Annotated in this window: 16 protein-coding genes; 3 read left to right on the plus strand and 13 right to left on the minus strand. The window is 64.0% G+C overall.

The features are described 5' to 3' along the window. Nucleotides 1-146: 146 nt before the first annotated feature. Nucleotides 147-1,040 (plus strand): LysR family transcriptional regulator, encoded by an 894-nt coding sequence (locus tag ACQR03_RS28045; protein ID WP_315716160.1) that lies wholly within the window; start codon nt 147-149, stop codon nt 1,038-1,040. Nucleotides 1,041-1,206: 166 nt separating this feature from the next. Here the strand turns inward: ACQR03_RS28045 and ACQR03_RS28050 are convergent, their stop codons facing one another. The 4 genes from ACQR03_RS28050 to ACQR03_RS28065 form a co-directional block, all read right to left on the minus strand. After that, nucleotides 1,207-1,548 carry an antibiotic biosynthesis monooxygenase family protein gene (locus tag ACQR03_RS28050; RefSeq protein ID WP_315716161.1) on the minus strand — a complete coding sequence of 114 codons (342 nt, stop codon included), beginning with the start codon at nt 1,546-1,548 and terminating at the stop codon, nt 1,207-1,209. Nucleotides 1,549-1,662: 114 nt separating this feature from the next. After that, the gene (locus ACQR03_RS28055; RefSeq protein ID WP_315828280.1) at nt 1,663-2,175 is read right to left on the minus strand and encodes an isoprenylcysteine carboxyl methyltransferase family protein; all 513 of its coding nucleotides are present in this window, start codon (nt 2,173-2,175) and stop codon (nt 1,663-1,665) included. Nucleotides 2,176-2,490: 315 nt separating this feature from the next. Next, nucleotides 2,491-4,815 (minus strand): sensor histidine kinase, encoded by a 2,325-nt coding sequence (locus ACQR03_RS28060; protein ID WP_315753037.1) that lies wholly within the window; start codon nt 4,813-4,815, stop codon nt 2,491-2,493. 207 nt (nt 4,816-5,022) lie between these two features. Next, nucleotides 5,023-6,336, minus strand: a complete 1,314-nt coding sequence (locus tag ACQR03_RS28065; RefSeq protein ID WP_316184524.1) for a cation diffusion facilitator family transporter — start codon at nt 6,334-6,336, stop codon at nt 5,023-5,025. Here ACQR03_RS28065 and ACQR03_RS28070 point away from each other — a divergent pair. Further along, entirely contained in the window at nt 6,317-6,445 is a 129-nt protein-coding gene (locus ACQR03_RS28070) for a hypothetical protein (protein WP_315716165.1), read from the plus strand. The genes ACQR03_RS28065 and ACQR03_RS28070 overlap by 20 nt on opposite strands. 74 nt (nt 6,446-6,519) lie before the next feature. On the opposite strand, the gene ACQR03_RS28075 is transcribed toward ACQR03_RS28070, so the two are convergent. The 8 genes from ACQR03_RS28075 to ACQR03_RS28110 form a co-directional block, all read right to left on the minus strand. Next, a complete protein-coding gene (locus ACQR03_RS28075; RefSeq protein ID WP_434842034.1) occupies nt 6,520-7,488 on the minus strand; it encodes a zinc-binding dehydrogenase in 969 nt (322 codons plus the stop codon). Nucleotides 7,489-7,625: 137 nt separating this feature from the next. Further along, entirely contained in the window at nt 7,626-8,045 is a 420-nt protein-coding gene (locus ACQR03_RS28080; RefSeq protein ID WP_015665845.1) for a CBS domain-containing protein, read from the minus strand. Between the two features lie 228 nt (nt 8,046-8,273). Further along, nucleotides 8,274-9,593: an oxalate/formate MFS antiporter gene (gene oxlT, locus ACQR03_RS28085; protein ID WP_315716168.1), complete on the minus strand. Its 1,320-nt coding sequence runs from the start codon at nt 9,591-9,593 to the stop codon at nt 8,274-8,276. A 243-nt stretch (nt 9,594-9,836) separates the two neighbouring features. Further along, nucleotides 9,837-11,123 (minus strand): oxalate/formate MFS antiporter, encoded by a 1,287-nt coding sequence (oxlT, locus tag ACQR03_RS28090; protein WP_315716169.1) that lies wholly within the window; start codon nt 11,121-11,123, stop codon nt 9,837-9,839. A 208-nt stretch (nt 11,124-11,331) separates the two neighbouring features. Further along, nucleotides 11,332-12,831, minus strand: coding sequence for a tripartite tricarboxylate transporter permease (locus ACQR03_RS28095; RefSeq protein WP_315753031.1), 1,500 nt, complete (start codon nt 12,829-12,831; stop codon nt 11,332-11,334). Nucleotides 12,832-12,872: 41 nt separating this feature from the next. After that, nucleotides 12,873-13,367 carry a tripartite tricarboxylate transporter TctB family protein gene (locus ACQR03_RS28100; protein WP_315753030.1) on the minus strand — a complete coding sequence of 165 codons (495 nt, stop codon included), beginning with the start codon at nt 13,365-13,367 and terminating at the stop codon, nt 12,873-12,875. Between the two features lie 9 nt (nt 13,368-13,376). After that, nucleotides 13,377-14,375 carry a Bug family tripartite tricarboxylate transporter substrate binding protein gene (locus tag ACQR03_RS28105; protein WP_315753029.1) on the minus strand — a complete coding sequence of 333 codons (999 nt, stop codon included), beginning with the start codon at nt 14,373-14,375 and terminating at the stop codon, nt 13,377-13,379. Between the two features lie 389 nt (nt 14,376-14,764). Next, complete coding sequence (locus ACQR03_RS28110) at nt 14,765-14,902, minus strand: hypothetical protein (protein ID WP_315716173.1); 138 nt, start codon at nt 14,900-14,902, stop codon at nt 14,765-14,767. A gap of 482 nt (nt 14,903-15,384) precedes the next feature. Here ACQR03_RS28110 and ACQR03_RS28115 point away from each other — a divergent pair, with 482 nt between their 5' ends. Continuing rightward, nucleotides 15,385-15,861: a peptidoglycan-binding domain-containing protein gene (locus tag ACQR03_RS28115; protein ID WP_315753028.1), complete on the plus strand. Its 477-nt coding sequence runs from the start codon at nt 15,385-15,387 to the stop codon at nt 15,859-15,861. 306 nt (nt 15,862-16,167) lie between these two features. On the opposite strand, the gene ACQR03_RS28120 is transcribed toward ACQR03_RS28115, so the two are convergent. Further along, entirely contained in the window at nt 16,168-17,964 is a 1,797-nt protein-coding gene (locus ACQR03_RS28120) for a sensor histidine kinase (protein WP_315753027.1), read from the minus strand. Between the last annotated feature and the right edge of the window lie 436 nt (nt 17,965-18,400).

Genomic DNA, 18,400 nt, shown 5'->3' on the forward strand with positions numbered 1-18,400 from the left:
GTTGACGAAAAACGGGCGCTCGCGCGACCGGCTTGCGGCCGCGTTTTACCGTGTCCGGGCCCTCCGCGCCGTGATAGGTTTCTCCGTGGCCCGCACCGCCGAAAACGTGCGGAACTGGGCCCTTCAACCGCTGGAAGGCCGACCTCTTGATTGACAAGCTCGAACTGCTGCTGGCGCTGGCCAAGGAGCGTCATTTCGGCCGCGCGGCCGAGGCCTGCGGCGTGACCCAGCCGACGATGTCGACCAGCATCAAGCAGCTCGAGGAGATCCTCGGCGTCATGCTGGTGCAGCGCGGTTCCAGGTTCCAGGGCTTTACGCCGGAGGGTGAGCGCACGCTCGACTGGGCGCGCCGCATCGTCGGCGACTTCCGCGCGATGCGCCAGGAGATCAACGGGCTCAAGGACAAGCTATCGGGCGAGATCCGGATCGCGGCGGTGCCGACGGTGCTCGGCATGGTGGCGTCGCTGACGACGCCGTTCCGCGCCAAGCATCCGGAGGTCCGGTTCCGCATCATGTCGTGCACGTCGGCCGACGTGCTGGGGCTGCTGGAGAACCTGGAGGTCGACGCCGGGCTGACCTACATCGAGAACGAGCCGATCGGCCGTGTCAGAACCATCCCGCTCTACAACGAGAGCTACCGGCTGCTGACCGCGCCCGACGCGATGTTCGGCGATCGCGATCAGGTGACCTGGCAGGAGGTCGGGCAGGTGCCGCTGTGCCTCCTGACCCCGGACATGCAGAACCGCCGCATCATCGACCGCGCTCTGAAGGCCGCCGGCAACGAGGTGACGCCGACGCTGACGTCGAACTCGCTGCTGGTGCTGTACACCCATGTCAAGACCGGCCGCTGGGCCAGCGTGATGCCGGCCAAGCTCGCCGAAACGCTCGGCCTCGCCGACAAGGTGCGCTCGATCCCGATCGTCGATCCCGTCATCAACTACCAGATCGGCCTGGTCATCCCGCAGCGTGACCCGATGACCCCGCTGATCGCGGCGCTGGTCCAGATCGCCCGCGAGGTCGCGCCCAGCCTGCAGGCGTGAGGCGCGCGTCCGCGGAGTTGCCGCTGGCGCAGCGCTGCGCTCGCCAGGATGGCGCACACTGTCTCCTCTCGTCATTGCGAGCGCAGAGTAGCCATCCAGGTTGCTGCGGTGGCGACGGCCGGCGTCGTCGCCGACCTCGCCGGCGTCATCGGCAGACTTCGGGCTCTCATGCGGTCGCTGAACTCTGACCTTGCGCGTGGCGCGTGGCCTTCAACTCATAATGCGCGGCATGGCCGTCATAGCGGCTGAGCAGCTTCCGCGCCGCGGCCGGGACCACCGCCGCGTCATGCGCCGGACCCGCGAAGCGAACCACCGCCGTCGGATCGGCGAAGGTCATGATCGTCACGAATTCGACCTCGTCTTCGAGCGGCCTGCGCAGCAGCTCGATGCTCAGAAATCCCTCGATCTTCCGATCGATGATCCCTGGAAAGATCGTTGACCGCAGCAGGTCCTCATAGGCATCGGCATCCGCCGCCGTGGTCCAGCCGTGCCAGATCCGCTTCAGCATCGCGATGCTCCCTTGGGTACGATGATGGTCACCGAACCCTTGCACGGGCGTCGAGCGTCGGACTTGGTGAAAGTTGCGGTCCGCGCGGCGAACTCGCGGAGCGGCTAGCTCCGCTCAGTATGCAGCAAATTGCTCCCGCATGATCTTCTCCTCCTGCCGGATCCGCAAGGTCAGTGGCACGGCATAGATGATCAGGCCGGCCACGAGCGTGAGATAGGCGTGCAGGGTCAGCGCGTAGCCGATCAGCTCGGGCAGGATGTTGAGGAAGTAGTTCGGGTGGCGCACGATCCGGAACAGCGGATGGGTCACCAGCGCGTGGTCGCGCGCGAGCATCAGCTTGACGGTCCAGAGGCGGCCGAGCAATTGCGACACCACAAGCAGCATCACCGCGCCGAACAGATAGATTACGAACCCGATGATGCTGACGGCGTCGAGCGGCGCATCCCGGACGAGGCCCTCGGCCGTCGCGGCGAGATAGAAAGCGACATGTGCGATGGCCAACCAGCGCGACACGGATGCGCCGTATTCGGTTGCGCCGTCGGCGCGCAGCCGTTTTTCGTTGCGGATCGAGACGCCCAGCATGGCAAAGCGATAGGCGAAGGCGGCAACGATGAAGGCAATGATCACGCGCGGTACTCCAGATCTTGGAGCAACTGCCTTAGTTGCTGACGTGCAGGTGCGTCAATACCGCGTTCCGCCAATGTTGCTGACTAGGCACGAAGCGACGTCATGATGCCGTCATCCGCCTGCGTCCTGCGTCGGCGTTGCATGTCCGAAGGGCAAGCCGATCGCATGCCTCGGGCGTCATCCGTCACGCGAAAGCGCTGTCATGCCTGTGGGGCCTGATCCTGAAGTGCAATCTCTTTGAGATGTGAATCCGATTTGATGATGTTGCCGTAGGGTGGGCAAAGTGCCCACGCTACGGCAGTACGGCCGCCGCGCTCACGCCGCGACCGAGATGCTCGCCGTGGCCTTGTACGCGTCGCGGGGCAGGGTCACGCGCACGACGGTGCCGTGCTCCAGCCGCGAGCGCAGCCGCATCGAGCCGCCGTGCAACTGGGCCAGCGAGCGGGCGATGGCGAGGCCGAGCCCGGAGCCGTGATAAGTCTTGGTCATCTGGCTCTCGACCTGCTCGAACGGGCGGCCGAGGCGCGCCAGCGAATGCGCAGGGATGCCGATGCCGGTGTCGGCGATGATGAGCACGACCTTGTCCTCGAACACGCGACTCCGCATCGTGACACGGCCGCCTTCGGGGGTGAACTTCACCGCGTTCGACAGCAGGTTGACCATGATCTGCTTGGTGGCGCGACGGTCGGCGACGACCGGGATGCTGCCTCCGATGTCGGCGTCGAGCACGAGGCTCTTGTCCAAGGCGCGACCGGAGACGACGCGCAGCGATTCCGCCAGCGTCTTGGCGAGGTCGAGCGGCTCCATGTCGAGCTTCATGCGGCCGGCCTCGATCTTCGACATGTCGAGGATGTCGTTGATCACCTCGAGCAGATATTGACCCGAGGTCAGGATGTCGTGGCAGTACTCCTGGTACTTTTCCGAGCCGAGCGAGCCGAACATGCCGCTGCCCATGATCTCGGAGAAGCCGATGATGGCGTTGAGCGGCGTGCGCAGCTCGTGGCTCATATTGGCGAGGAATTTCGACTTGGTCTGGTTGGCTTCCTCGGCGCGGGTCTTTTCCTGCGAGTACTTCTCGGCGAGGTCGGCGAGCTCGATCGCCTGGCGTTCCAGCGCGCTCTGCGAGCGCTGCAAGTCGATGACCGTGGCGCGCAGGCGCAGGTCGTTGTCGACGAGCTTCTGCTCGTGCTCCTTGATGCGGGTGATGTCGGTGCCGACCGAGACGTAGCCGCCGTCCTTGGTGCGGCGCTCGGAGATGTGCAGCCAGCTGCCGTCGTCGAGCTGCGCCTCGAAGGTACGGCCGCCCGGCGCCTGCTGGCTGTGGTCGTGCAGCCGGGTGCGGATCTCCGGCATCTTGCCGACCTCGATGACGGTCTCATAGGAGGTGCCGGGGATCACGGCGGAGTCCGGCAGCTTGTGCAGCTTCTGGAAGTGCGAGTTGCACAGCACCAGCCGGTTGTTGGCGTCCCACAGCACGAAGGCTTCCGAGATCGTCTCGATCGCGTCGCGCAGGCGCAGGTCGGCCTCGACGGTCTTCTCGACCAGGCTCTTCTGCTCGGTGACGTCGACCGCGATGCCGATCAGGTGCAGGCCGGAATCTGAGGTGCCCTGGCTGAGCTCGCAGCGAACCCGCAGCCAGATCCAGTGGCCCTCGGTGTGGCGCATCCGGAAGCTCTGGTCGATCTGGTGGATGTCGCCGGCGACGAGCTGGTCGGCGATCTCGAACAGGTCGATGTCGTCCGAGTTCACCAGCGCGTTGACCTCGCCGAAGGTGAGGAGGTCGGTGCGGTTCTCCAGGCCGAGCATCGCGAACATCGAGTTCGACCAGAAGATGCGCCCGCGCGACAGGTCCCAGTCCCACAGCCCGCAGCGGCCGCGATTGAGCGCGGTGTCGATGCGGCCGCGCACGGCGTCGTTGATCAGGTCGCCCTCGCGGGCGCGGGTCGACTGCCAGTGGAAGGCGAAGCCCAGGATCAGCACGACGAAGCCCGTCGTCGCCGACAGGGTCACCGAGAGCGCGGCGTCCGAGCCCCAGATCGGCTCGAGCTTCTCCTGGATCACGACGACGCGGCCGGGCAGCGCCTTGATCAACTGCGACACTGCGAAGGCCGGACGGCCGTTCGGCAAGGTGATCTCGGTGACCGCGCCCTGCAGGCCGGGCGTGGCCAAGAGCTGCGCGGTCGAGATCAGATCGAGGATGCGGTCGTTCTCGCCGAGCGCGGCGTCGACCGGAACCCGGGCCAGGATGCGGTGGTCGGCGCCGGTGACGATCACGTGGCGTCCGGCCGCCGCTCCCCAGGCGGGGATCAGGTCGGGCAGCAGGCTCTGCAGATGCTCGATGTGGGCGATGCGGTCCGGGCGCGTCGCCAGATGACCGATACGGTCGGCGAGCAGGTCGGAGATCGCGGCCAGGTCGCGCTTGGTCGCGCCGCGCTTCTGACGGCTCTGGTCGAGCACCTGGACGAAGGCGCCGAGACAGATGGTGACGAGAAAGGCGATGATCAAAGTAGGGACAGCACGACGCAATACCGGCTCAGCAGTCAGCAGCCTTTGATAGGCCGGTTTCGCGATCGATTGCGCCAACCCCTTGATGGAATCAGAAGATTGGACGCACGCGTTCGCGGCATGCGCACGCGCCATGCTGTAGACCCCCGAAACTTCTTGGATACCCGAATTTCGAAAGAGCCCCAGCCGCTTCCGAATCAAGTTGATTTGAATCCAGATTTCTCGGGCTGTCGAGAGTCAACGATTTGGCAAAAGCTAATAAATCTTATCCAATGCGGAATTGCCATGGCGAAAAGCCGGCAGAGTGAGTCCGAAGCGGGAACGCAGCATGACGTTCAGGCTTCAGCCGTGCGGCGGCTCGGCGTGACTGATGACGCGCTTGACGCTCGGGAAGGCGCGACGCACCCCGCGCTCGATGTGGTCGACATTGTCGTGCACCTTCAGCACGCTCATCGACGGCGCCGCGCGGCAGTGGAAGTTGACGATCTCGCCGGCCTCGGTGTTGCGGACGCGGACATTGTGCACGTCGTACATGTCGGTCTCGGCGGCGAGACGCTGCAGGGCGGCGGCGATCTCGGCGATCCGCTGCGCCGGCGCGTCGACGCCGAATGGCAGCTCGGGTTCGAGCGGCTCGATATGGGTGTCGACCTCGACGTCGGCGCCGAATTCGTCGCGGATGCTGCGTTCCAGCTCGTGCGCGATCGCATGCGCCGCGAACAGGCTCATGTCGCCGTCGACCTCGAGGTCGATCGCGACGATCAGGCGGCCGCCGACGTCGTGGACGGTGACGTGATGGATCGCGAGGCCGGAATTGCGCGCGATCACCATGATGCGCTCGCGCACGCTCTCGTTGCTGAGCGCGACCGGCACCGTCGTGAAGGTGACGTCGGCGCCGGACAGGCTGGCATCGACCGCGGCCTGCGCATCGCGCTTGATCTCGTGCACACGGTCGATCGGGTAGGTGCGCGGCACCTGCACCGTGGCGTCGACAAAATGCGTTGCGCCGACGAGCCGGACCCGCAGCCGCTCGACATCGACGACGCCGTTGATCGAACGGATCGCGGCGCGCGCCTTTTCGGCCGCGCCCTCTGGTGCACGGTCGAGCAGTGTTTCTACGGTGGAGCGCGCCAGCCGCAGGCCGAGCACCGAGATCATCAGGGCGACCGCGACCGCGGCGGCGGAATCCCCCCACCAGAACCCGAACGCGGTGAGGACCAGGCCGCCGATGACGGCAATCGAGCCGAGCACGTCGGAGGCGAAATGCAGTGCGTCGGCGGCGAGCGCCTGGCTGTGGGTCTCGTGCGCGGCGCGGTGCAGCGCGCGGGCGCGCCAGAAGTTGACGGCGATGTCGACCAGCAGCACCACGAACGGAATCGCCGACAGCGACGGCGGCGGCGCCGCCTCGCGCAGCCGGCTGACGGATTCCACCAGCACGCCGCCGGCCAGCACGTAGAGCAGGGCGATGACGCCGAGCGCCGACAGGCTCTCCAGCTTGCCATGGCCGTAATGATGCTCGTCGTCGGCCGGCCGGTCCGATACCCGAACCACCATCCAGGTGATCACGGTGGCGACGACGTCGACGGCGCTGTGCAGGGCCTCGGAGACGAGCGCGAGGCTGCCGATCAGGATGCCGACGATGAACTTCGCCGCGGCCATGCTGGCGCTCGCCGCGATCGAGATCGCGGCGACACGGGTTTTCCCGGAATCGACATGGGAGGCGGCGTCTCTCATGGCGGCGGATGTAGCAGCCGAGGCCGCACCATGAAAGCCGGGATCGCGCGGTCCATGGGCGCGGACCGCGCGCTGTTTCGAGTGCTTCTAAATCTCAGAAGGTTGCGTTCACAAGGTCACCACGATCTTGCCGAGATGCTTGTTCGCCTCCATGTGCGCGAACGCCGCGCCAATGTCGTCGAAGGCGAAGACGCGGTCGATCGGCAGCCGCAGCGTGCGCTGCTCGACCGCACTCCAGATGTCCTTTTTCACCTCGTCGAAGATCGTACGGATCTCCTCGATCGAACGGGTGCGGAAGGTGACGCCGACGTAGGTGATGCGGCGCGCCGCGTGCAGGTCGAAGTTGAAGTCGGCATGGGTGCCGCCGAGCCGGCCGACATTGACGATGCGGCCGAGGACCTTGGTCGCGGCGAGGTTCTGATTGGCGACCTTGCCGGACACCTGGTCGATGATCAGATCGACGCCCTCGCCGTTGGTCGCCTGCAGCACCTGATCGACCCAGGCGGGATCGCTGGAGTCGATGGCGAGATCGGCGCCGAACTCGTTGAGCCGTCCGCGGCGCATCGCATCGGTCGAGGAGCCCACCACCAGCGAGGCGCCCTTGAGCTTGGCGATCTGCATCGCCATCAGGCCGACGCCGGAGCTCGCACCCTGCACCAGCACGCGCTGGCCCGGCTGCAAAGCGCCGTTGGTGACGACGGCGTTGTGCATCGTGGTCAACGCGATCGGCAGCGTGGCGGCCTCGTCGAAATTCATGTTCGACGGCGCGTGGAACAGACGGCCGTGGTCGGCGAGAGTGTATTCGGCGAACGCCGCGCTGCCCGAGCCCATCACCTTGTCGCCGATCTTCACGCCCCTGGCGTCGGGACCGAGCTCGGCGACCTCGCCGGCCCATTCCATGCCGAGCACCGTGCCGACGCCGCCGGCGGCGCCATGCACATGCCCCTTCGTCATGCCGAGATCGGCGCGATTGAGGCCGCAGGCGCGCACGCGGACCAGGACCTGCGTGCCCTTCGGCGTGGGCTTGGCGATATCGGTGATCGCGGCGCCCTGGGCGCCGTAGACATAGGCTTTCATCGCGAGGAATCCTATCGGTCAGAATGAGCGGCGACCTTACTGTGCTGCTGTTCTCAGCGCACCGCCTAACAGGCGGCGCGCTGCTCCGACAAGACTCCCTGGGGGATGAACCGGTTCCGCTGACCGGGCTGGACGCGTCAGGCGGCGACGGGAGCTTCCGCTTCGTCGAAGGCGCTGGAGACGTCGCGCATGCTGATGACGCCGGCGAGCGCGAAGTCGACGATGACCGGGAGGTGGCGGATGTGATGCACGTTCATCAGATGCCGCACGTGCTCGAGCGTGTCCTCAGTGCTGCAGGAGATCAGCCGCTGCGGCGAGATCAACTGCGAGACCTTCATGGTGACGCCGGCGGCGCCGTGCTCGGCGATGGCGCGCACCACGTCGCGCTCGGTGAACATGCCGGCGGCGGTGTTGCCTTCCGTGCGGACGACGTCCTTCACGACGAGGGCGCTGACATTGCTGGCGCGCATCAACTGCGCCGCGACGCCGACGGTCTCATTCATTCGCACCGTGATCACGCGCGCCGTCTTGTTGCGCAGGATGTCTCCGACTTTCATGGCACCCTCCCGTTTGTTGTCTTGAACAGAAGGAAGTCTGGTATACGTTATGCCAGAAGTCAATTGGGATCTTGATGTTTTCTGGGCAGATGTCTGGAAAATAAGGTCAGCGATGCTGTCAAATGTATGCTCGGATTGGCATCTGGCATGCACGGCGCGCCAAAAGAAAAAAAGAAAAGGAGGCGCATGGGGATGCGCCTCCTGCAGTCGCGGGAAGAAGCGGGTGATTTACGCCGTGGTGCGAACGTCCTGCGCCGCAGGCTGGGTGACCGCCGCCTCCTTGCCGAGGATGAAGGCGCGGCGCAGCGGCTTGATCACGAACAGCGCCATCAGCGCCGCCGTCGCGTTCAGCGCAACGCCGATCACGAACACGGCCTGCCAGCCATACTTGGCGGAGACGAGGCTCGCGAGCGGGACCAGGAGCGAGGCGGTGCCCTTCGCGGTGTAGAGCATGCCGTTGTTGGTCGCGGCATATTTGCTGCCGAACGTATCGCCCGAGGTCGCCGGGAACAGGCTGTAGATCTCGCCGAACACGCCGAAATAGACCGCGGTCGCGAGCACGAACACGATCGGGTTGTGGCCGTAATTCGCCAGCGTCAGCAGCATCAAAGCGGCGGTGCCGAAGGCGATGAACATGGTGTGCTCGCGGCCGATCGTATCCGAGATCCAGCCGAACACCGGACGGCCGAAGCCGTCGAAGATTCGATCGAGCGAGATCGCAAACGTCAGTGCCGCCATCTGGAAGCCGGCGAGCGACACCGGCTCGTTGGCGATCTTGAAGTCGTGCGCGATCGGGGCGATCTGGGCTGCGGTCATCAGGCCGCCGGAGGCCACCATCACGAACACCAGATACATGATCCAGAAGATCGGCGTGCGCAGCACCTGCGGCGGCGTGTAGTCGATCTTGCTCTGCGGCAGGTTGAGCTGCTTCTTGCGCGCAGGCGCGGCGTGGGTCGGCGGCCGCAGGAAGATCGCGAGCACGAACACGATCAGGCCCTGGCCGATGCCGAAGGTGAAGAAGGCGCTCTGATAGCCGCTCGAGGCGATCATGCTGGCGATCGGCACGACGGTGAGCGCGGCGCCCGCGCCGAAGCCGGCGGCGGTGGCGCCGGCGGCGAGGCCGCGGCGGTCGGGAAACCATTTCAGCGCATTGCCGACGCAGGTGCCGTAGACCGCACCGGCGCCGATGCCGCCGATGACGGCGCCGGCGTAGAGCAGGGTGAGCGAGTCGGCGTAGGAGTTCAGCACCCATGCCAGCGAGATCATGACGGCACCGAACATGATGACGAGGCGCGGGCCGTATTTGTCGACGAACCAGGCCTCGACCGGCACGAGCCAGGTTTCGGTGACGACGAAGATCGTGAAGGCCAGTTGGATCGCCGTGCGACCCCAGTGAAACTTCGCGTCGATCGGATCGACGAACAGTGTCCAGCCATATTGCAGGTTGGCGATCATCGCCATGCAGATGATGCCCATCGCGAGCTGGAGCCAGCGGAAGCCGCTGGACTGTGCCTGGACAGGCGGTGTCGCCTCTGTGCTGGAAACCATGTGTCCTCCCTAACGCGCTCTCTTGGAGGATGCCGCTGCGAGCGCGCTCCTCATCTGCGCACGAAGTCATTCTGGTATAATATATTCCAGTCTGCAATATGGCCTGCGACACAGGGTGCGACATGTTGCTTTGCAACGAGACCGAAATCGTCCGCCAAGCAAAAGAAAACGCTCGGCAAAATGCCGAGCGTCGTCAATCTGGAAGCGTTCTTTTTTATTTTTGTTGCAGCGCGAAGGGGCGCGTCAGAGCGTCGATTTCTGCACCACGACCCTCCGCCAGGGCTTGAGCACCGCGATCGCGAGGATCGATGCCAGGATGTTGGCGCCGGCCGCGATGATGAAGACGCGGTCCCAATTGCCTGACGACTGCTGCATGTAGTTCGCGATCGGCACCAGCAGCGCTGCCGTGCCCTTGGCGGTGTACAGCAGGCCGGCATTGGTGGTGGCGAACTTGGTGCCGAACGTGTCGGTGCAGGTCGAGGGGAACAGCGAGTAGATCTCGCCCCAGGCGAAGAACACGAAGCCGGACAGGATCACGAACCACACCGGATCGTGGCCCAGCATGTACAGCGCCCAGATGCCGATGCCTTCCATGCCGAAGGCGATGAACATCGTGTTCTCGCGGCCGATCATGTCCGAGATCCAGCCGAAGAACGGACGCGTCAGGCCGTTCAGAACGCGGTCGATGGTCGCTGCGAACGTCACCGCCGTCATGGTCATGCCGATCAGCGTCACCGGAATGTTGTCGACCTTCCAGTCGCCGGCGATCGGCTTGAGGTTGGCCGTCACCATCAGGCCGCCGGCGCCGACGATCACGAACATGAAGTACATCAGCCAGAAGATCGGCTGACGGATCACTTCGGTCGGGTTGTAGTTGCGGCGGCTCTGGACGAGGTTGGTGTTCTGAGTGACCGCGGGCACCTGGCCTTCCTTGGGCGCGAACAGGAAGAAGGCGAGGATGACGATGATGATGCCCTGGCCGAGACCGAAATACAGGAAGGTGGTCTGGAAGCCGGAGTCGCGGATCATGGCCTGGATCGGCGCGACGGTGAGCGCCGAGCCGGCGCCGAAGCCGGCCGCGGTGATGCCGGCCGCGAGGCCGCGCTTGTCGGGAAACCATTTCAGCGCGTTGCCGACGCAGGTGCCGTAGACGCCGCCGGCGCCGATGCCCGCGATGATCATGCCGAGATAGTAGCCGTTGAGCGAGGTGGCGTAGGCGTTGATCATCCAGCCGATCGCGCAGAGCACGCCGCCGACGAGCACGACGATGCGCGGGCCGTATTTGTCGACGAACCAGCCCTCGACCGGCACGAGCCAGGTTTCGAACAGCACGAACAGGGTGAAGGCCCACTGGATCGACGCGCGATCCCAGCCGAAGGTCTTGGCGATATCCGGGACGAAGAAGGTCCAGCCATATTGATAGTTGGCGATCATCACCATCGCCAGGACGCCAACCGCGAGCTGCGTCCAGCGATAGGCGTCGCTTACTCTTGCAGATGCGGGCGCCCCCGCGTGAGCCAAGTCCGTCATGTTTCCTCCAGGCTGTCTATTCTTGTCCTAACAGCTATGCGGAGTTTGGTATATGATATGCCAATAAACAAGCGGATTCATCGAGCCCGTGCCCGCTGCTAGGCCAGCGATCGATGAAAAAAGCCTGCAGAAGCAAGGCAAATCGTTGCAGCGACAATACGACGCAGCAGAGGATATTTGTAGTTCAACTATCGGAGCAAGGGCGAGTTTATGTGGCGAGCGCCCGCAACCGGTTGTAGCCCTGCTGGATCGCCGACCAGAACAGCGCGATCAACCCGAGTGCCATGATGGTGCCGACCAGCCCGTTGGAGAAGAAGATCGCGAGCGATCCCTGGGATCCCAGCAGTGACTGCCGGAAGGCCTCCTCGGCCTTGTCGCCGAGCACGATGGCGAGCACCAGCGGCGCGAGCGGATAGCCGCACTTCTTGAACAGATAGCCGAGCACGCCGAACACCAGCATCAGCACCACGTCGAACGTGCTCGAGTGCACCGAATAGGCGCCGATGGCACAGAGCACGAGGATGAGCGGTGCGATGATGCTGAAGGGAATGCGCAGGATCGCCGCGAAGACCGGAACGCAGGTCAGCACGACGAGCAGGCCGGCGAGGTTGCCGAGATACATCGAGGCGATCAGGCCCCAGACGAATTCCTTCTGCTCGACGAACAGCATCGGGCCGGGCTGCAGGCCCCAGATCAAGAGGCCGCCGAGCAGCACCGCCGCCGTGGGGGAGCCGGGCACGCCGAGCGACAGCATCGGCAGCAGCGCCGCCGTGCCTGCCGCATGGGCTGCCGTCTCCGGAGCGACGACGCCTTCGATCTCGCCATGGCCGAAATTCTTGCCGCGCTTGGAAAGGCGCTTGGCGATGCCGTAGCTCATGAACGAGGCCGGCGTGGCGCCGGCGGGGGTGATGCCCATCCAGCAGCCGATCAGGCAGGAGCGCAGCGACGTGACCCAATAGGCCGGCATCTCCTTCCAGGTGTGCAGCACGACACGCAGATTGATCTGCGCATTGCCGCCGCGGAAACTCAGGCCTTCCTCCATCGTGAGCAGGATCTCGCCGATGCCGAACAGCCCGATCACGGCGATCAGGAAGTCGAAGCCGTTGAGCAGTTCAGTGACGCCGAAGGTGAGGCGGAGCTGGCCGGTGATGGAATCCAGGCCGACAGCCGCGAGTGCGAAGCCGATCATCATCGCCGCAATCGTCTTGAAGGGTGGCTCCTTGCTCAGGCCGACGAAGCTGCAGAAGGCGAGAAAATAGACGGCGAATTTCTCGGCCGGGCCGAACTGAAGCGCGAAGCCAGCGACCAGCGGCGCGATCAGCGTGATCATGATGACCGCGAACAGCGCGCCGACGAAGGACGAGGTGAACGCTGCCGTGAGCGCCTCGCCCGCCTTGCCCTGCTGCGCCATCGGGTAGCCGTCGAAGGTGGTGGCGACCGACCATGGTTCGCCGGGGATGTTGAACAGGATCGAGGTGATGGCGCCGCCGAACAGCGCGCCCCAATAGATGCAGGACAGCATGATGATCGCCGAGGTCGGCGGCATGCTGAAGGTCAGCGGCAGCAGGATCGCGACGCCGTTGGCGCCGCCCAGTCCCGGCAGCACGCCGATGATCACCCCGAGCACGATGCCGAGGATCATCACCATGATGTTGAACGGTTGGAGGGCGACTGCGAAGCCGTGAAACAGATTGGCGAGTTCTTCCATGCCAGCTTGGTCCTGCAACCCTCAGCGGATGAGTTTTCTTGTTAGAGTCCGAGCCAATCCTCGATCGGCCCCTTGGGGAGGGGGACCATGAACCAGCGCTCGAAGATCAGATAGGTCACGACCGGCATGCCGATCGCGACCGCTTCCACCGTGAGCCAGCCATATTTGCCGAGCCACCGCATGAACCAGGCGATGAAGATCATGGACGCGAGGTAGAGGCCAATGAAGGGCAGGGCGCCGACATAGATCGCCGTCGGCACCACCACGCTCATGACCTGGCGGAGCTGGCCCCATTCGGCGAAGACGCGGCCGTCGTCCTCGCGCAGCGTGTTGCGGACATTCATCGCGCTGGCCGCGACGATGAGCAGGCCGACATAGAACGGAAAGAATCCAGCCCGCGGCCCCTCAGCGCCCCAATTGATTCCCGCCTTCACGCTGCCGATGATCACGATGATCCCGAACAGCGCGATGGCGAGCGTGACGCCGGCCTCGACCGCCTTGTGGCTGGGGCCGGCCGATCCACCGTGACTTCTCATGCGAGCCGCTCAGTTCGAGGCCAGGAAGCCGGCTTCCTTCATCAGGAGCTCGTGCCGCTTCTCTTCGGTCTCGACCCATTTGGCGTAGTCCGCACCGGTCATGAAGGTGGTGTTGAAGGCGCCGGTCTTCATGAACTCCTGCCATTCCGGCGTCTCTCGCACCTTCCTGAACAGGTCGACGTAGTATTCGATCTGGTCCTTGGTGGCCCGCGGCGACATGAAGATGCCGCGCAGCATCAGATATTCGATGTCGAGCCCCTGCGACTTGCAGGTCGGGATGTCCTTCCAGGCCTTGCCGTCGGTGATCGGCTCGTCAAAGCCCATCGGCTTGTCGTCGAACACGCAGAGCGGCCTGACCTTGCCGCCGCGCCACTGCGCCACCGCTTCGATCGGATTGTTGACGGTGGAATCGATGTGGTTGCCGACCAGTTGGACGGCCACTTCGCCACCGCCCTTGTAGGGGATGTAGGTGAACTTCGCGCCGGTCGCCTTCTCCATGGCTACCGTGATGATCTGGTCTTCCTGCTTCGAGCCGGTGCCGCCCATCTTGAGGGTGCCGCCGGCCTGCTTGACCGCATCGACGTAGTCCTTGGCGGTGGTGTAGGGCTTCTCGGCATTGACCCAGAGCACGAACTCGTCGAGCGCCAGCATCGCGACGGGAGTGAGGTCCTTCCAGTTGAACGGAATGCCGGTCGCGAGCGGGGTCGTGAACAGGTTCGACAGCGTGATGATGATCTTGTGCGGGTTGCCGGCCGACGCCTTGACGTCGAGGAAGCCTTCGCCGCCGGCGCCACCGGACTTGTTGATCACGACCAGCGGCTGCTTCATCAGGTTGTGCTTGGTGACGATGCCCTGGATCGTCCGGGCCATCTGATCGGCACCGCCGCCGGTGCCAGCCGGAACGATGAACTCGACCGGCCGGACAGGCTCCCATCCCGCCAGAGCCGGGATATGCCCTGCCATCAGGGCGATGCCAGCCATAACGGCCACGCGCACGGAACGCTTCATCGACGCTTTCTCCCCTTCATTCCCGAGAGCGCACGGCTTCTTCCGGCCGCTGTGCCCAATCGAACCACCGACCTGTCGAGCCCGCCGGTGTCATCCCCACCGTGACCAGCTCCAGGTCGTCGCCAGCCCCGGACTTCCTTGCAATGCCCATGCAGCCAAAAGTTGTGTTGGCAGCCGGGAGCAGGCAGCAAGAGGAGCATCCGCAGCAAATCGACCGATTTGATTTTGGTATGAAGAGGTGACCGACCGCAATTGAGGAGATCGGGTGGGACGCCCACGGGGCCAATATGTCGCAGGTCGCGCGGGTGTCGCAAAAGCAAAAGCCCCGGAGATCCGGGGCTCTTGGTTGGGCTTCGAGGGCTGCCTGCGCGCGCGAAGCGCGCCGAGCCTCAGAGGCCGAAATAGGGCAGGTCGCCGTTGCGGTTGGCGGCGCGGGCGCTGGTCATCAGCACGCGGTCGAGGGTCGCCAGCAGGCGGCCGAACAGCGACACGGGCTGGACGAGGGGGAGGGCGACGGTCTTGGCCATGGTTTGTCTCCTTCAGTGAGGCGGTATGACGTTCTGACTGAGGAGAATTTACGTATACCAGATGCCAGATACAACGGATTATATTGCATGGCGGTATGAGCATTTTGCGATGCAGCAGGAATGCGACGATTTGGATTTTCAATCGAAATTTGGCTCCTCATGCAGAAAGAGCCGCCCAATGGGGGGCTCCGAACAGTTAAAAGGTAATTAGATACGCATTCGGGGCTATGCGACGGCTTGCCTGCCGCGGCTGGCTCGCCCACGACGATCCGGGATCGCGGCCACTGCTGGACACCTCCCAGGTGCGCTCCGATCGCGTGCTCCGCGTGCGACGCGAGGGAACAATGGCGCGGGGCCAGGGAACCGTGCCGCCCGGGCCGCAGTTACCCTGCAATCGCACGGAGCGGCATGACCGGATGTTGATCGTTCAGTTCGGCGCGCTGTATCTCTTCTAGAAACGTATCATCGGCGAAGGAAAGGCCATGCGCGCCTTGATCCTGGCACTGTCCCTCCTAGCGATCGCCGGAAGCGCGCAGGTCGCTCACGCTGGTCTGAGCAGCACACCTCGTGAAGCGTCGGCACCCGCCGATACCGTGATCGCTGCCCAGGACGCCAATCAGCAGGCCGAGAACCAGATCGGCCTCACCAAGGCGAAGCGTCGCGCGGTGCAACGAGGGCTGACCAGGCTCGGGTTCGGCACCAAGATCAACGGGACGTTCGACGAACAGACCCGCGCCGCCCTCGCCCATTGGCAGGAGGAGCGCGGCTACCCCACGACCGGCTTCCTCAATGCCGCCCAGCACAAGGTCCTGATGGACGCGGCCGCCGAGGCTGCCAAATCCGACCGCCAAGCCCGTCGCAGCACGGGACGCGCGCGACATCAGCGCAATGTCGGAGGTCCCATCGGCGCGATCGGTGGTGCGATGCACCGCGTGGTGGGCGGAATTTTCGGCAGGTAAGCGTTCAACCTCGAAAGAGCTGGAGGACGGCCATCGCAACCTGGCACGTTGTAGGACGGTTGTGACCACGATTCGCCGGGCGAACTCATGTTACCAGAGCATGCGCATGGCGGCGTGGATGTCGGGGGATGAAGCAGATCGGGTCAACTTGCTTTGACCACTACGAGTCCTCCCACCCCTTGCGGGATGCGGCCTGGCCGGCCGCCGGATACGAAGAGGCTGTCGCATCTTCGGCAGATGTCTGCTGTGGCTCTCAACGACACCGTCGCAATCAATGACCTCTGGGCCCGAAATGGGCCAAGCACGTCACTTCACGTCGCCCAGGTCGGCGGCCTGGCCGAGCCGAGAGTCACCGCTATCAGTCGTTGCGTCGTTGCGCGCACGCGGCAGATAGATCGTGACCGTGGTTCCCTTGCGGAGCTCACTCTCGATCACTGCGACACCGCCGCATTGTTTGGCAAATCTACAAACGCTGGCGAGACCGAGCCCGGTGCCTTTGCCCGGCTCTTTGGTCGTGAACAAGGGCTCGAATGCAACCGCGAGGATTTCAGGCGGCATGCCCGAGCCCGTGTCGGAAACCGCGACTGCCACGTAATCGCCCGAGAGATTGTCGTGCTCGCCGTGCAGCGTCCTATTCATCGTCGATATTTGCACGGTGCCTTCCGCGGTCATGGCATCGCGCGCATTGACGACCAGGTTGATGATCGCCATCTCCAGTTGGGTTGCGTCGCCGCGTACGGGCCAAGCCTCCGATGCGAGGTTGAAGATCAGCTTGCCGATTGTGCCCAGCGACTGCTCCAGCACTCCCTCCATGGCAAGGATCGCCTGATTGATGTCGATGATCGTCACTGCCGACGGCTCTTGGCGTGCGAAGGCCATAAGGGAGCGGACGAGCTGCTGGCCCCGTTTGGCACTAGCCAGGGCATTATTGATACGCAATCGCGAGCGGGGATCATCGATCCGCTCCTCGAGCATATCCAAGTTTCCTAGGATCGGGGTGAGCAGATTTCCGAAATCGTGGGCGATGGTGGCGGCCATCTGGCCAATCGCTTCCAGCTTCTGTGATCGCCGGAGCGACTCCTCGATTTGCGCTTTTTGGTGCTGCGCCTCGTCGCGCTCGACCTCGCGCTGGTTGATCAATTGGGAAGCCGTTGTCAGAGCGTGACCTAGCTCGTTCACCTCCCGAATTTCGACCGTCGGGACATCAATCTTCCGGGACAGTCCCAGCGCAAGCGCCGGGGTCGTCATCGCGCGGATCGAGCGGACGATTCGCCTGCTGATACTTGCCGCCAACAACGCACCGAGCAACAGCACGAGGACCGCGGTAGCGCTCTGGATCATCAGTGCCCATCGCAGATTCGTCGTATAGACGCTCTTGGGAACGCCGAATGCGATCATCCAGCCCGTGATCGACGACCGGTGGTATCCGCCGATGACTGCGATACCTTCCAGCGTCGGGGTCTCGTATATGCCCTCCTGCGCCCTCGACGTCTGGCGTTGGAATTCAGGCGTTCCCTGCTGGCCGATGAACAGTTCCGGATCTTTGGTCCGGGCGACGATAGTCCCGCCGGTGTCGAGGATCGCCACGATCCAGCCCTCCGGTATCTTCTGCCGCTCCAAGATTACGGCAACATTCGCGGGAAGAATGCCCATCACAAGCGCATACGCGACCTTCCCGTCCCGAAACACGGGCACACCGACGGCGATTTGAGGCTGTCTCGATGTGGCTCCGATATAAAAATCGGAAATCGCAGGTCGGCCGGACTCGAAGATGGTGCGGACCAGGCCTGGGATGCTGGTTCTGGGCAACGGCTGACCGTAGGGGACCATCGTGCTGACCAGGAGTTGTCCGGCCGCGTCCGCGATGACAATTACATTGCCTGTCAGCCACTGCAGCAGTTCGCGCGAGTGCTCGTGAAAGGCAGCAAGATCACCGGACTGCAGGTAGGGTGACTTTGCAAGCACCCGCAAGCTCGACTGGACGCTGAGCAGCTCGCGGTCGACCGCCTGCATCAGCGCGCGTGTTGTGGCCACGGTATTGCGTTCTGCATTGTCGCGTGCCGCAATATACGAGTCGGTGATCAGGTAGCCGGCGACCAGCATTGCCGGAACCGTGCAGACCACGAGGAGCAACCCCAACCAGAACCGAATGGATCGACCACGGTTTTCGACAGGAGGTACGCGCCTGGACATGAACTCTTCACCGATAGAGTTTTGGAAAGAACCTCGCGACAGCCCACCATGCAAAACCCTATGAGCCTAAGGCGGGTTCTATTTGATTTGAGTCAAACGCCTACGATGAGAACGCGGGCCAACGCCCCGCCTCCAGGTATGGGATCGGGAATTTTCGCAGCCTCATGCCTGCCCTCAATCTGAGGGAAGACCATCGTGTCGGTTCAAAGCAGAACTCTGAAAGGGGCCTTCGCTACTACAATGTGGGATGCTAGCGAAATGTCTCAGATGGGTCTTGGTCGTGTAAAAACGGCCTTGCGGACGTCCGTCCTGACCACGAGGACGCGGGCGTTTCTCAGGCTGTGAT

The organism is Bradyrhizobium sp. HKCCYLS3070 (genome assembly GCF_051167575.1).
Taxonomy (GTDB): Bacteria; Pseudomonadota; Alphaproteobacteria; order Rhizobiales; family Xanthobacteraceae; genus Bradyrhizobium.

What these genes read in the sequence shown, in the direction of transcription:
- ACQR03_RS28050 (WP_315716161.1), bottom strand. Translation starts at nt 1,548, where the DNA reads ATGCTGAAGCGGATCTGGCACGGCTGGACCACGGCGGCGGATGCCGAT.
- ACQR03_RS28060 (WP_315753037.1), bottom strand. Translation starts at nt 4,815, where the DNA reads ATGGCGCGTGCGCATGCCGCGAACGCGTGCGTCCAATCTTCTGATTCC.
- ACQR03_RS28070 (WP_315716165.1), top strand. Translation starts at nt 6,317, where the DNA reads ATGAACTTCGCCGCGGCCATGCTGGCGCTCGCCGCGATCGAGATCGCG.
- ACQR03_RS28065 (WP_316184524.1), bottom strand. Translation starts at nt 6,336, where the DNA reads ATGGCCGCGGCGAAGTTCATCGTCGGCATCCTGATCGGCAGCCTCGCG.
- ACQR03_RS28075 (WP_434842034.1), bottom strand. Translation starts at nt 7,488, where the DNA reads ATGAAAGCCTATGTCTACGGCGCCCAGGGCGCCGCGATCACCGATATC.
- ACQR03_RS28080 (WP_015665845.1), bottom strand. Translation starts at nt 8,045, where the DNA reads ATGAAAGTCGGAGACATCCTGCGCAACAAGACGGCGCGCGTGATCACG.
- oxlT (WP_315716168.1), bottom strand. Translation starts at nt 9,593, where the DNA reads ATGGTTTCCAGCACAGAGGCGACACCGCCTGTCCAGGCACAGTCCAGC.
- oxlT (WP_315716169.1), bottom strand. Translation starts at nt 11,123, where the DNA reads ATGACGGACTTGGCTCACGCGGGGGCGCCCGCATCTGCAAGAGTAAGC.
- ACQR03_RS28095 (WP_315753031.1), bottom strand. Translation starts at nt 12,831, where the DNA reads ATGGAAGAACTCGCCAATCTGTTTCACGGCTTCGCAGTCGCCCTCCAA.
- ACQR03_RS28100 (WP_315753030.1), bottom strand. Translation starts at nt 13,367, where the DNA reads ATGAGAAGTCACGGTGGATCGGCCGGCCCCAGCCACAAGGCGGTCGAG.
- ACQR03_RS28105 (WP_315753029.1), bottom strand. Translation starts at nt 14,375, where the DNA reads ATGAAGCGTTCCGTGCGCGTGGCCGTTATGGCTGGCATCGCCCTGATG.
- ACQR03_RS28110 (WP_315716173.1), bottom strand. Translation starts at nt 14,902, where the DNA reads ATGGCCAAGACCGTCGCCCTCCCCCTCGTCCAGCCCGTGTCGCTGTTC.
- ACQR03_RS28115 (WP_315753028.1), top strand. Translation starts at nt 15,385, where the DNA reads ATGCGCGCCTTGATCCTGGCACTGTCCCTCCTAGCGATCGCCGGAAGC.
- ACQR03_RS28120 (WP_315753027.1), bottom strand. Translation starts at nt 17,964, where the DNA reads ATGCTGGTCGCCGGCTACCTGATCACCGACTCGTATATTGCGGCACGC.